Here is a 13,931-nt window from a genome sequence, read left to right as displayed (position 1 = left end):
GAGGTGTCGGGTGCCTGCGCCTGTGCCTGATGCTCGGTGCCGGACGCTTCGCCGACGGCTACAGTTTCCATGCGTGCGCTGCAGATGCTTCTGTAGCGCGGGCATGGAACTGCAGCGCTCGGTGAGCGGGCGCCCGTGCCGCCCGCCCGATCATCGCGTACCGCCCGACCAGCCCGTCCCGCCGCGCAACCCGTCCGCCGCCCGCCCAAACCCGTCCCGCCGCCCACCCGATCCACCCCAGGAGCCCCCCATGACCCGAGTCGCCGCCATCGACTGCGGAACCAACTCGATCCGCCTGCTCATCGCCGATGTCGAGCGGGGGCGTCTGACCGACGTGGTCAGGACCCTGGAAATCGTGCGGCTCGGCCAGGGCGTCGACCGGACCGGCCGTTTCGCTGCCGACGCGCTCGACCGCACGCTCGCCGTCACCCGCCGCTATGCCGAGCTGTGCCGCGAGCACGGGGTTGAGCGGTTGCGATTCGTTGCGACGAGTGCGACCCGGGATGCCGCCAATCGCGACGACTTCCTGGGCCAGGTTCGCGAGATCCTCGGGGTGGAACCCGAGGTCATCGACGGTCGCGAGGAGGCTGAACTGTCGTTCACCGGCGCCCTCAGTGCCCTCGACCCTGCTGATCGCGATGAGGGGATGCGCCTCGTCGTCGACCTCGGCGGTGGCTCAACAGAACTGGTCCTCGGTGATTCGCACCCGGTGTCCGCGGTGTCGATGGATGTCGGGTCGGTGCGGCTCACCGAGCGGCATTCGCCCGGCGACCCGATGTCTGAAGCGGAAATGGATGCGCTCGCCGGCGACGTGCGCTCCGCCCTCGAGGAGGCGGGCCGCGTCGTCGACCTGGCGGCGGCATCCGTGGTTCTCGGTGTTGCGGGAACCGTCACGACGATCACAGCGCACGCGCTCCGCCTGCCCGGTTATGACCCGGTGGCGATCAACGGGACCCGACTGCCCCTCGACGCCGTGCTCGCCGCGTGTGACGAGCTGGTGCGGATGCCGCGGGAACAACGCGCTGCCCTCCCGTATCTGGTCGAGGGTCGGGTGGATGTTCTTCCGGCTGGCGCGGTGATCTGGGCGGAGGTGCTTCGCTGGGTGAGAGATCTCACCGAAGCCAGCGGGCATCCGCTGACCGATGTGCTCACGAGCGAACATGACATCCTCGACGGAGTGGCCCTCGCGCTCGAGTAGCCGGAACCGGGGCGCCCAGCCCGGTGTCGGTCGCTGCCGCTAGCCTCAAAGCACCGACCATCGGAGGGTACGTGTTCTTCCTCGACGACTCACTAGTCACCAGCGCCAGCGACCTCACAGCGGCGTCGAAGTGCGAATTTGCCTTCCTCCGCAAGCTCGATGCGAAACTCGGCCGCGCCGAGAAGGTGGAGGAGAAAGCCGACGCCATGCTGGCTCGCACCGGCAGGCTCGGAGACGAACACGAGGCGAGGGTGCTCGACACCTATCGCGCCGATTTCGGCGACGGAGTCGCGGAGATCAAGCGGCCAGACAAGATGACCCGCGACGCCCTCGAAGCGGCTGTCGCCGCCACAGACCGGGCATTCGCCAGCGAGGCTGACGTCGTTTTCCAGGCCACCTTCTTCGACGGTACGTTCGTCGGTTTTGCCGACTTCATCGTGCGGAGGCCCGACGGCCGGTATCTCGTGCAAGACACCAAGCTGGCCAGATCCGCGAAGGTGACGGCCCTGCTGCAGCTGGCCGCGTACGTCGAACAGCTCGAGAGTCGCGGGGTTGCGGCGGCAGACACGGTCGAGCTCCTGCTGGGCAACGGCACCACGAGTGTGCACAGGGTCAGCGACATCCTGCCGGTGTACCGCAAACGCAAGCAGCGGCTCGCGCGCATCATCGCCGAGCGCATCGCCGAGACGGATGCCGTTGCCTGGGGCGACGAGCGGTACTCCATTTGTGGTCGGTGTGAAACCTGCGAGCTCGAGATTCAGGCCAGCCGCGACGTTCTTCTCGTCGCTGGCATGCGCGTCACCCAGCGTGCTCGGCTCGCGAACGCCGGCATCACGACGATCGAGCAGCTTGCTGCGTATTCCGGGTCGAGCATCGACGGGATTGGCGACTCCACCCTCGCGGGCCTCACACTGCAGGCCGACCTTCAGCTGCACGGGCCGTCGAGCCCCGAGGATCACAGCCCGCCACCCGTTCGCGTGTTCCACCCCGAGGCGCTCGCGGCGCTGCCCCAACCTGATGCCGGTGATATCTACTTCGACTTCGAGGGCGACCCGCTGTACACCGAGGGCGACGGTCACTCGTGGGGGCTGGACTACCTGTTCGGCCTCGTCGACAACGACGAGAACTTCACGGCCTTCTGGGCCCACAGCTTCGCCGAGGAACGCGTGGCGCTGAGGCAGTTCCTCGACTTCGTCGCCGAGCGCCGCCAGACATTCCCGAACCTGCATATCTACCACTACGCCTCATACGAGCGGACGCATCTTTCCTCGATCGCGGCTCGGCACGGCGTCGGCGAAGAAGAGGTCGACGCGCTGCTTCGTGAGAATGTGCTCGTCGACCTGTACCCCATGGTCAAGAAGAGCATCCGCGTCGGGTCGAGGTCGTACTCGATCAAAAAGCTTGAGCCGCTGTACATGGGCGACGAGATACGGAACCAGGATGGCGTCACCAACGCCGCTGATTCGATCACCGAGTACGCCGACGCACAGCACCTGATCGCGACCGGCGACGCCGTGGCCGGTCAGAAGAAGCTCGACGAGATCGCCGACTACAACCGGTACGACTGTGTTTCGACCGTGCGACTGCGTAACTGGCTCATTGAGCGTGCCCGCGAGAACGGCATCCTTCCCGGAACCCTGCACGAAGCAAAAGATTCAGTTCCTGACGTCGAGCCGTCGCCCCTGCGGTATGCGCTGCTCGGCCTCGCCGGTGACCGGCTTGCCGCCGGGCGCAGCGCAGACGAGACAGCTGCCGCGTTCGCCGCTGCAGCGCTCGACTACCACCAGCGCGAACAGAAGAGCTTCTGGTGGGGCCACTTCGCGCGGCTGGTTCAGGATGTCGGCGACTGGGCAGACACCCGCGATGTCCTCATCGTTGCCCCCGGCGGTGTCACCGTCGAGAAGCCGTGGTTCCGTGAGGGCAAACAGAAGAACGACCGCCGCTGGCTGCGGCTCACCGGCCAGTGGGGCCCCGGCAGCAGCGTCAAGCCCGGGGAGCAGGCCGGTCCGTTTCTCATTTACGAATACGAGGGCCGTCCGTTCGACGCCAAGGTCGGGGACCCCGGTGCGAGGGTGCCGAAGACCGTCCGTATTCTCGAGGTCGACGACCGCGGTGCCCTCGTCGAGGAGACAACGCCGACCGGCGTCGAACCGTACGACGCCGTTCCCATCGCGCTGACGCCAGCGGCGCCGCCCCCTGCAGGGCAGCAGAAACCGGCGATCGAGGAATGGGCCCAGGCCATCGTCGACGCGCAGCCCGCGTGGCCGAAAGACCCAGTCGTCGATATTCTGCGCCGCACAGCGCCCCGTACACGAAGCGGCCGGCTCGCGCCGGTCTCGGGTGACCGCATTGACGCTGTGACGGCATCCATTCTCGATCTGGATGCCTCGTACCTTGCCGTCCAGGGCCCACCGGGCACCGGCAAGACCTACCTCGGTGCGCACGTGATCACCGCGCTCGTGAATGACCACGGCTGGAAGATTGGCGTTGTCGCGCAGTCGCACGCGGTTGTGGAGAACCTCCTCACCGCGGTCGTCAAGGCTGGCCTCGGTGCGGGACTCGTCGGCAAGGTGCAGAAGAGCGGTGCTGATGCTGCTGGCGTTACCTACACCCAGCTCGAGTCGAACGGGCAGCTGATGTTCGCCGCGGAGCGCGAGGAGAGCGGATTCGTCCTCGGCGGAACAGCCTGGGACTTCAGCAACAAGGCGCGGTTCCCCCGGCACTCGCTCGACCTGCTGGTCATCGATGAAGCCGGTCAGTATTCGCTCGCGTTCACCATCGCCGCGAGTGTCGCGGCACGCAATCTCCTTCTTCTCGGCGACCCGCAGCAACTGCCGCAGGTGAGCCAGGGGCTCCACCCCGAACCCATCGACACCTCAGCACTCGGCTGGGTGAGCGACGGACACGACGTGCTGCCGGCCGAGCTCGGGTACTTCCTCGCCGAATCACGGCGCATGCACCCGGCCGTCACTGCACCGGTGTCGAGGCTGTCCTATGAGGGCGAATTGCGGGCTCACGAGGTCGCCTCGACGCGACGGCTCGAGGGCGTCGAACCCGGACTCCACGTGGAGCGGGTCGAACACACCGGAAACTCCACATACTCGCGAGAAGAAGCGAATCGTGTCGTCGAGATTGTTCGCTCCGTCATCGGCCGGGCATGGACGGACCCCACCGAGGCGCGCCCTGCCGGTCCGCTTGAGCAGGATGACGTCATCGTAGTCTCGCCGTATAACGCCCAGGTGGCCGAGGTTCGAGAGGCACTCGGTGAGGCGGGCTTCGGCGACGTCCGTGTGGGCACCGTCGACAAGTTCCAGGGCCAGGAAGCCGCCGTTGCGATCATGACGCTGGCCGCGTCCAGTGCCGCGGATGTGCCGAGGGGGATGGGCTTCCTCATCCTCAAGAACCGGCTCAATGTCGCCATCTCGCGCGCGAAGTGGGCGGCCTGGCTCGTGTACGCGCCCGCCCTCACCGACTACCTGCCCGTCACCGCGAAGGAGGTCGCCGAACTCAGCGCTTTCATCACCCTGGCGGAGTCGGAGCACGAGCAGGAGCCCGAGCTCGATTCGGCGTCTCAGTCGGAGCCGCGTGTGGAGTCCGAGTCCGATATCGAAGTTACGGTCTGAGGGCCCGACCGGGAGCCGGTGCAGACGCTCGGCGAAGGTTCAGGCCTCAGCGTCAGCGTGACAGGAGCCCGCGGCGCTCCGGGTGATCGGAGAACCAGTCGACCACGAACGAGCAGACCGGAACCACACGGTCATCTGACCGCGACTCGATGTCCTTCATCGCGAAATCGATGAGCTCGGCCGCGTAGCCATTGCCGCGGCGTGCCGGGGTTGTGTAGGTGTGGGTGAAATAGATGGCGCCGGGGCGGGTCGAGTAGTCGGCGACGCACACGAGTTCGTCGCCGATCCGCAGTGTGTACCGGTTCGCGTCGGGTTCGTGGGCGAGGGTGGATGGCATCCGTCAAGCGTAATCCCGGAGCCTGACCGCGAGGGCTGAATGACGCCACTGTCGGGGGTCGGATGCTGCGAGTAGCGTGTCGGCATGAACGCAACTCACAATGAAAACGGCCTGACGGCATCCGCTTTTCTTGCAACGAGCGTTGACGGGTTCATCGCGCGTGACGACGGCGGTCTTGACTGGCTGGTCGGTCGTGGTGAAACGCTCGGCGATACCGGGTACGACGACTTCTTTGCCTCGGTCGGTGCACTGGTGATGGGTCGAGGTACGCACGATGTGGTCAAGGAGTTTGAGGAGTACCCGTACGCGGGCAAGCGGCTCCTCATCCTGAGCACGACGCTCGAGAGCACCGAGTGGCCGGACGCCACGGTGCACCGGTCGCTCGACGATGTGCTCGAGACGCTCGCGCGGGAGGGAATCACGAAGATCTACGTCGACGGAGGCAAAACCGTGTCGACGTTCCTGCGCGCGGGGCTACTGGATGAGATCACGATCAGCGTTGCGCCGGTACTCATCGGAAGCGGAATCCCGCTGTTCGGGCCGCTCGAGGGCGATGTGGCCCTCGAACTGACCGCGACGCGTGAGCTCGGCGCCGGCTTCACCCAGGCAACCTATCGGGTGGTGCGATCGGGGGCGTGACCCCGGAGAGACAGCTCGTGTCGTGGGAGCGCGGTCGAGACACGACGGCCGGTCGTGACAGTGGAGTGAGACACGGCAAAAGGCCGGCCAGAATCCTGACCGGCCCTGTGCCGTGTAGCGCCGTTGAGTGCCTCGCGGGTCAGTGCCCGACCGGCATTCCCTCGGGCATGTCCGCTGGCTTCTTCACGAAGATCGCCCCGACGATGGCGAGCAGCGAAATGATCGCGCCCACCAGGAAAGCCGACTGCACGCCGCCTGCCGCAGCCGCGACATCCGATGCTCCATCGCTCGCGAGAGTCGCGGTCGTTGTGGACATTATGGTGATGAAGAGGGCGGTGCCAGCGGCGCCCGCAACCTGCTGCACGGTGCTGACCGTTGCCGACGCGTGGCTGTACAGGCGCGGTTGTACCGATCCCATTGCCGAGGTAAACAGCGGGGTGAAGAGGAAGGCAAGTCCGGCGCTCAGGACGACGTGCGCGCCGAGCAGGTAGAACGGCGAGCTCGACTCGGTGATCATGGCGAGCGACCAGAGTGCGGCGCTCACGATGATGGAACCGGGGATGAGGAGAGGTTTCGGGCCGAACCGGTCGTAGAGCCGGCCGACGATCGGCGCGAGCAGACCCATGAGCAGACCGCCCGGCAGGAGCAACAGGCCGGTTTCCAGCGGTTCGAGGCCGAGCACCTGCTGCATGTAGATCGGCAGCAGGATGATGGTGCCGAAGAGGGCAGCCATGCTGACCACCATCACGACGATGGAGATGCTGAAGTTCGCGGAACGGAAGGTGCGCAGGTCGAGCAGTGCGCGGTCCTGGCGCTGCAACACCAGTTGCCGGACGATGAAGCTGCCGAGGCCGACAACACCGACAGCGAGGGCGATCCACATCGGCATCGCCGCTGCCGACTGCTCCGCCGCGGTTGCGTCAGCGGGACCGTGCCCACCGATCTGGCTGAGTCCGTAGATGAGGCCACCGAAGCCGAACGCGGAGAGCAACACGGAAAGTATGTCGAGAGGAACCCGCTTGGGTTCGGACACGTTCTCCACGCGGCGGATGCCGATGATGAGCATGACGACGGCGATCGGCAGGACGATCCAGAACATCCAGCGCCAGCTGAGCGCGTTGAGGATGATGCCGGAGACGGTGGGGCCGATCGCGGGGGCGACCGAGATGACGATCGAGATGTTGCCCATCATGCGGCCGCGCTGAGCGACGGGGATGAGCGTCATGATGGTCGTCATGAGGAGCGGCACCATGATGGCGGTGCCGGTCGCCTGCACGACGCGGGCCACGAGCAGCACCTCGAAGTTCGGGGCGAGCGCCGCCAGCAGGGTGCCGGTCGAGAACAGGCTCATCGCCGCGATGAAGATCGGGCGGGTGTGGAAGCGCTGCAGCAGGAACCCGGTGATCGGGATGACGACCGCCATGGTGAGCAGGAATGCCGTGGTCAACCACTGCGCTGCGCGCGCGTCAATGTCGAGGTCGAGCATGAGCTCGTTGATCGCGACGCTCATGATCGTCTCGTTGAGGATCACGACGAAGGTCGCGGCGAGCAGCAGCCAGATCACCCGTCGGTTGCGGGCCGTGTGGTCAGGGGCGATGGGGGCAGCGGATGCGGCTACCGATCCATCGAGGAGAGGGGCACGTTCGTTCACGAAGGTCCAATCTTGGGGGTCGGGCGCGAGGCTCGACGAGCTTTCAGGACCGTGGAGGCCAGAGTGCGATGCGAACGCCTGATCGACGTCGCCGTAGCAAAAACGACAGCCAACGCCGAGCTATTCCCGACTCGCCGAACAATTTTCCGTCGACCGAAATCTCCCCGCCTCCGTGCTCGGTCAGAAAAGGCTGTTGCCCACTCACACGGCCGTGCTCAGCCAGAAAGGGTCGAGGTTTCGCGGAAACTCTCACCGTTTGTGACCGTGCAGCGCGCGAACGACCGTTTGTGGCCGTGCAGCGCGTGAACGACCGTTTGTGGCCGAGCAACGAAAGCGGGTAGAGCGGATGCCGTGGCGGTGCGGACCCGGACGCCAACGGGCGCAGCGACTACCCGTTGATCTCGACGAGCACCCGGGGCAGCTCGTCGAGCAGCTCCCGCGCGAGGAACCCGAGGGGACCGACCTGCACGGCAAGCCGGTCGCCAGCGGCGGCGTGGGCGTGGGTCGCCCACACGGCAGCCTGCTCGAGCGAAGCGCCACGGGCACACAGCCCGACGATGGCGCCGGCGAGGACATCGCCGCTTCCGGAGGTGGCGAGACCGCCGCCTCCGCTCCCGGTACGCCAGATCCGGCCATCCGGGTGCGCAATCGCGTCGTAACAGGTGACAACCGCGCCGTACCGCCTCGCGATCTCCGCGATGTCGGCGGCGAGGTCGTCGCTGAGGTCCCGTTCGAGCAACCGCGCGGCCTCCTCCTTGTTCGGCGTCAGCACGAGGCGACCGGCGAGCGCACTGACGGCGTCGGGAACGCGGGGGAGGACGCCGAGCGCGAACGCGTCGAGCACGACGACGGTCTCGTCGCCGACCAGGGCCGGAAGCGCGTTGAGCATCACCTCGAGCTGGTCAGGATCGTCGAGGCCGGGTCCGACGAGCACAGCGTCAGAGGTTTCGAGGTCGTGCTCCGCTGTCGCGATGCCGTCGCCGGCGACGGTGCCGTCGGTTTCGGGGAGTGGGACGATTCCGCACTCGGGCACGGCAACGGCGACGGCTGACGCCACGGAGTCGGCGATCGCGAGAGTCAGGCGCCCGGCGCCGACCCGGAGCGCAGCCATCCCGGAGAGCATCGTCGCACCGGGGGAGCGTCTGGCGCCCCCGACAACGAGCACTGTGCCGCGGCCGTACTTGGACTCCCCGGCGTCGGGCAGTGCCCAGTCGCGGAGAAGGTTCGGGGTGACCACAACCTCACCGGCCGGCGTGGCGGCATCCGTCGATTCAGATGGGCTGGACATTGCTGTCTCCTCCGTGTCGGGTTACCGGGGCGCCGAGCGCCTCCAGGTGGTCGTCGTGTGAAAACACATCGAGTGTCCATCGGGCGTCGCCCGCTTCCCTGGACAGCAGGGTGACCGACGCGTTGAGCACGGTGTGGGTTGAGGCGAAGTCGAGGAGCTCCCGCTCCGACCAGCCGAGGCAGACGTAGAGAAACACCATCACGACGGCGTCGTGGGCGGCGATGAGCACGGGGCCGCCGTCGCTCGATGAGTCGAGGTCGCGCAGGAAGGACCGCACGCGAAGCACAACGTCAGTCCAGGACTCGCCTCCCGGCGGGCGGTAGTAGAACTTGCCGAGCCAGCGCCGCCGCGCGGCCTCGTCAGGGAACCGGACGTCGACGCCGTGCGAGGTGAGGGCGTCGAGGATACCGAGTTCACGGTCACGCAGCCGCTCGTCGACGAGGATGGGCAGCGGCCGCCCCGACTCCTCGATCGCGATGGCAATGGTCTGCTGCGCGCGAAGGTATGGCGAACTCCACACGGCCTGAGGTGTGCTCTCCGCCGCTGCAAGCCACGAACCGAGCGCCTCTGCCTGCTGGATACCGGCATCCGACAGGGGAACATCGGCATCCCGGTGTTCAACCGCTATCGCCTCGAGTCCCGCCCGCTGAGCCTCTGTCGCGATCACGTTCGCCGTGCTCTCGCCGTGCCGCACGAGCCACAGTTGGGTTGCAGTCATGCCGCAAGACTAGGACAGCCACCACCCGCAGGCACAAGTGTCGCGGGGGGCTTGATTTCATGAGCGGATGCCGCCAGTGCGTCGGTGGGAATCCGCGCCCCCGGCGTCGCACGCGAGCGATGTCGGTGGCCCGGGTTACCGTGTCGGTATGAGAATCCTGCACACCTCCGACTGGCACATCGGTCGCACGTTCCATGGTCACTCGACCATCGAGAACCTGCGCACCGTGCTTGCCGCGCTCGCCGCAGAGGTGCGCGAACGCTCGGTCGATGTTGTGGTCGTCGCCGGAGACATCTTCGATTCGGCAACCCCGTCGGCCGAGGCATACACGGTGCTCGAAGCCGCCGTCGTCACGTTGCGCGAGGCCGGGGCATCCGTCGTTCTCACCAGTGGCAATCATGACTCCGCGACCCGCCTGGGCTTCATGTCGCGGTTCTCGGGCCTCGCCGGGGTGCACGTCGTGACGCGGCAGGAACAACACAGTGTGCCGATCACGATCTCCGACGAGTTCGGGCCCGTGCACTTCTACGGCATTCCATATCTTGAGCCCGCCCTTCTGCGGCACCACTACCCGGATGTCCCGCTCAAGAACCACGAACAGGTCCTCGGTTTCGTCATGGACCGCATCCGCGCTGATCTCGCCGATCGCGGAGGTCGCAGTGTCGTGCTCTCCCACTGCTTCGCTGTGGGCGTTGAGCCGAGCGACGTTGAGCGCGACATCACCTCTGGCGGCATCGACTACGTCCCGTTGAGCGTCTTCGACGGCCCCGATTACGTCGCGCTCGGGCACATCCACGGCAGGTCGACGCTCAGTGAGCGTGTCCGTTACTCGGGTGCGCCGCTGCACTACTCGTTCTCCGAGGCATCGAAGCCGCGGGGTGGCTGGCTCGTCGACCTCGACGCCGACGGCTTGTCCACCGTGGAGTGGGTCGACCTTCCGGTTCCGCGCGCGCTCTCGGTGATCACCGGTTCGCTTGACGAGATCCTCGCCGATGCCGCCCACGCGACTGTCGAAGACCACTGGCTCTCCGTCATCCTCACCGACCAGGTGCGACCCCTCGACGGCATGCGCAAGCTGCAGGCCAGGTTCGGGCACTGCGTGACTCTCGAGCACCGCCCGGCGGTGACCGCTGACGCAACCGAGACCACGTATGCCGAGCGGGTGCGAGCCCGCACCGACGCCGAGATCGTCTCGGGATTCCTCGAGTTCGTGCGCAACGGCATCGGCCCGACCGAACTCGAAACCGACATCCTGAGTTCGGTGCTCACCGAGGTGGCGCTCGGCGAAGCTGATGAACCCACGGCCCAGCCCGAGAAAACACGCGTCTCCCCGACGGATGCCCGTCGCACGGTTGACTCCCTCGCCGAGGTCGACGCATGAAGATCAAGCAGCTGAGAATCGCCGGGTTCGGCCCATACAAAGACGAACAGCACATCGATTTCGGGCGGTTCGACGACGACGGCATCTTCCTCATCACGGGCAAGACCGGCGCGGGCAAATCCAGCCTGCTCGATGCCATCTGTTTCGCGCTGTACAGCAGCGTTCCCCGATATGACGGCACCCAGTCCAGGCTGCGCAGCGACTACTGCGAGACCGGCGACCCCACGTTTGTCGAACTCGAATTCACCGTCAACGGCACGAGCTATCGCGTGCGTCGCTCACCGGAGTATGACCGGCCGAAGGCGCGCGGAACAGGCACGACACCGCAGAAGGCGACGGCAGAGCTGTCTCGCCTGGCCGGCGGCGTGTGGGAAGGTATCGCCGCCCGTCCGGTCGACGTCGCGCACGAACTCGATGACATTCTTGGCCTCACCAAAGACCAGTTCCTCCAGGTCATCCTGCTCGCTCAGAACCGGTTCCAGCAGTTTCTGCTCGCGAAGAACGACGAGCGCCAGGCGGTGCTCCGAACGCTCTTCGGGACGAAGCGATTTGAACAAATGGAGCTCGCGCTCGTCACCCGGAGTAAGGACCTCGCCGCCCGGCTTGATTCGTCTGCCGGCAGCCTGAAGAGTCAGGCGGCCCTCGCAGCCGGGCTCGTCCAGCACGACGCGCCGAGCGAACCGGCCCTCGCCTGGTTCGACGAGATCCTCGCCGGTCTCACCGATGCACACGCGAGCGCCGCCGAGGCCGCGACCGTTGCCGACGCTGAGTTCTCAACGGCCGATGCTGAACACCGGGCGTTGCAAGACCTTCGCCGTCGCCAGCTACGACGCGACAGCGCCCTGTCAACGCTCGAAACATTCGAAGCGCAGACAGGCGTCATTGAGGCCGATCGCGAGGCACTCGCGCGAGCGCGACGAGCATCCTCCGTCTGGGCTCACGTGGCCGCGCGGCGCGGCGCCGAGTCGGCGCACCTGCGAGCGATCGAGGCCGAGAATGAGAAGACCGAGGCATACCTCGGCCTGCTCGACCGTGACGCCAACAGTGAAGTCGGCAGTGCCGCCGACAGTGCCGCCGACACCGACCCAGACACTCTCGGCTCGGTCATCGACGAACTCGCTCGCTCGCTCGGCACGTTGCAGAGCGTCCTCAGCGACGAGCGTGCCCTTCCGCGGCTCGCAGCCGAGGTTGAGCGTTGCACACAGGTCCATGCTGCCCGCGCGGTCGACGTCACCACCGCCGCCACCCGGGTTGCGGAACTCCCCGCACAGCTCGACGCCGTCGCTGACGAGCTCAGGAAGGTTCGGGTTACCGCCGCCGGCCTCCCCGAGGCGAAAGCCAGGGTTGCGCGGCTCGAGGTCGCCCGGGCAGCGGCGCAGCGCGCAGCGACGCTCGACCGCAAACTCACGGAGGCACGGTTTACCGAGAAAGACGCAAGTGCGGCCCACCTCGCCGCCGCCGCCCATCTCGACGGACTTTTCAGCGCCCGACTGAACGGCCACGCGGCCGAGCTCGCCAGCGCGCTCGTGGCCGGAGACGCGTGTGCGGTCTGTGGTTCAACGGAGCACCCGCAGCCGGCGTCGTGGGACGGTGCTGAGGTTTCCGAGGCCGACATCACTGAAGCGCGAGCCGTGGTCCAGGCCCGTCGCGCCGACCTCGAGACGGCGACGCTTGCCGCCCAGGACCTCGCAACGCGCCTGGCGAGTGAGCAGGCACGCGCCGAATCAAAGCCGCTCGACGAGATCGACGCGGAGCTGGCCGACGCGACCGTCCTGCTCGTCGAGCTCGAGACCGCCGATGACCAGGTGGCCGAGCTGGAGGCCACGAACGACGCGCTTCGCACCCGGCTCGACACCGCCAAAGAAAACCTGACGTCGCTGCGCTCCGACCTCGACAGCGCCGCGCGTGATCTGGCCGATGCCACCACCCGGTTGGAAGAAACACGTTCTCTGGTCGCCGAAAACCGTGGAGGATTCGACTCTGTCGCCGAGCGTGCTGAGGAGCTCGAGCAGCGACTCGACGCCGCACGTGACCTGCTCGAAGCCACCTCGGTCACGCGAATGCGACAAGACGCCCTCGCCGCGGCCACCGAAATACTGACTGCCCAACTCGCCGAAAACGGCTTCGCCGACGAGTCCGCCGTCGATTCTGCCCGCAGGGGTGCAGCCGAGATCGAGGCTATGGACGTGCGCATCCGTGAGTTCGACAACGCCGTGGCGTCCGCCAGGTCCACCCTCGCCGACCCGGAACTGGCCGACCTCCCCGGTGATCTTGTCGACCTCGCGCCGGCGGCGAACCTCGTCGCCGAGACGAGGGACATCCGTGACTCGGCCCTCAAGGCCGCCAGCTCTCTTGCGGAGCGACTCGACCAGCTCTCGGTGATCGTGCGTCGAGTGCGTGCCGAGCAGGAAGCATCCGCCCAGCTGAGGGAAGAGTACGACCGGGTGCGGGCGCTCGCGAGTGCCGTACAGGGAAATGAACCCAACACGAAGCGCATGCGCCTCGAAACTTACGTGCTCGCGGCCCAGCTCGAAGAGATCGTGGCCGCGGCAAATGCCCGGCTCGCCACCATGACGAGCGGCAGGTACACGCTGCAGCACGACGATTCCGTGCAGTACCGCAACACGCGGTCCGGGCTGGGGCTCGCCATCCTCGACGAGCACACGGGTCGAGCCCGCCCCACACATTCCTTGTCGGGCGGCGAAACCTTCCTCGCGTCTCTCGCCCTCGCGCTTGGCCTCGCGGAGGTGGTCACGAACCAGGCGGGCGGGATAACCCTCGACACCCTGTTCATCGACGAAGGGTTTGGCTCACTCGACGGTGACACCCTCGAAATCGCCATGTCGACCCTCGACAGCCTGCGATCGGGAGGCCGCACCATCGGGCTCATCAGCCATGTCGACGCGATGAAAGAGCAGATCCACGCGAAGCTTCGCATCGAGGTCACCGACTCCGGCGCCAGCCGAGTGGCGATGAGCACCGCACCCACTCAGCTCGAACCAGCCTGAGCCAGTTTGGACGGAGTCGCTTCGAGCGGAGCTTGTTCGGACTGGGTAGGTTCGAACCAGGCCGCTTCGCACACCCTGACTCAGGATC

9 protein-coding genes are annotated in these 13,931 nt (G+C 66.7%); 5 read left to right on the top strand and 4 right to left on the bottom strand.

Annotated features, from left to right (window positions below; translation table 11 throughout):
* Positions 1–250: 250 nt before the first annotated feature.
* Both C3E77_RS13820 and C3E77_RS13815 read left to right on the top strand, forming a co-directional pair.
* On the top strand, positions 251–1,198 hold the full coding sequence (locus C3E77_RS13820) for a Ppx/GppA phosphatase family protein (protein ID WP_108392394.1): 948 nt from the start codon (positions 251–253) through the stop codon (positions 1,196–1,198).
* Positions 1,199–1,269: 71 nt separating this feature from the next.
* A complete protein-coding gene (locus C3E77_RS13815) occupies positions 1,270–4,821 on the top strand; it encodes a TM0106 family RecB-like putative nuclease (RefSeq protein WP_108393388.1) in 3,552 nt (1,183 codons plus the stop codon).
* Between the two features lie 52 nt (positions 4,822–4,873).
* On the opposite strand, the gene C3E77_RS13810 is transcribed toward C3E77_RS13815, so the two are convergent.
* The gene (locus tag C3E77_RS13810; RefSeq protein ID WP_108392392.1) at positions 4,874–5,158 is read right to left on the bottom strand and encodes a GNAT family N-acetyltransferase; all 285 of its coding nucleotides are present in this window, start codon (positions 5,156–5,158) and stop codon (positions 4,874–4,876) included.
* An 84-nt stretch (positions 5,159–5,242) separates the two neighbouring features.
* Here C3E77_RS13810 and C3E77_RS13805 point away from each other — a divergent pair, with 84 nt between their 5' ends.
* Positions 5,243–5,797, top strand: a complete 555-nt coding sequence (locus C3E77_RS13805; RefSeq protein ID WP_108392390.1) for a dihydrofolate reductase family protein — start codon at positions 5,243–5,245, stop codon at positions 5,795–5,797.
* A gap of 139 nt (positions 5,798–5,936) precedes the next feature.
* Here C3E77_RS13805 and C3E77_RS13800 read toward each other — a convergent pair whose 3' ends face one another.
* The 3 genes from C3E77_RS13800 to C3E77_RS13790 all read right to left on the bottom strand — a co-directional run bounded on the left by C3E77_RS13800 (position 5,937) and on the right by C3E77_RS13790 (position 9,454).
* Positions 5,937–7,448: a DHA2 family efflux MFS transporter permease subunit gene (locus C3E77_RS13800; protein WP_108392388.1), complete on the bottom strand. Its 1,512-nt coding sequence runs from the start codon at positions 7,446–7,448 to the stop codon at positions 5,937–5,939.
* Positions 7,449–7,836: 388 nt separating this feature from the next.
* Positions 7,837–8,736 (bottom strand): NAD(P)H-hydrate dehydratase, encoded by a 900-nt coding sequence (locus C3E77_RS13795; RefSeq protein ID WP_108392386.1) that lies wholly within the window; start codon positions 8,734–8,736, stop codon positions 7,837–7,839.
* Complete coding sequence (locus tag C3E77_RS13790) at positions 8,720–9,454, bottom strand: histidine phosphatase family protein (RefSeq protein ID WP_108392384.1); 735 nt, start codon at positions 9,452–9,454, stop codon at positions 8,720–8,722. Before C3E77_RS13790 ends, C3E77_RS13795 begins: the two co-directional genes overlap by 17 nt.
* A gap of 148 nt (positions 9,455–9,602) precedes the next feature.
* On the opposite strand from C3E77_RS13790, the gene C3E77_RS13785 reads away from it, so the two are divergent.
* Positions 9,603–10,835, top strand: coding sequence for an exonuclease SbcCD subunit D (locus C3E77_RS13785; protein ID WP_108393386.1), 1,233 nt, complete (start codon positions 9,603–9,605; stop codon positions 10,833–10,835).
* Entirely contained in the window at positions 10,832–13,843 is a 3,012-nt protein-coding gene (locus C3E77_RS13780) for an AAA family ATPase (protein WP_108392382.1), read from the top strand. Before C3E77_RS13785 ends, C3E77_RS13780 begins: the two co-directional genes overlap by 4 nt.
* Positions 13,844–13,931: the final 88 nt, after the last annotated feature.

Origin of the sequence: Mycetocola zhujimingii (assembly GCF_003065425.1) — a bacterium.
Classification (GTDB): Bacteria; Actinomycetota; Actinomycetes; order Actinomycetales; family Microbacteriaceae; genus Mycetocola_A; species Mycetocola_A zhujimingii.
The sequence above is the reverse complement of the archived record's forward strand: the minus strand, read 5'-3'. Positions and strand labels throughout refer to the sequence as shown.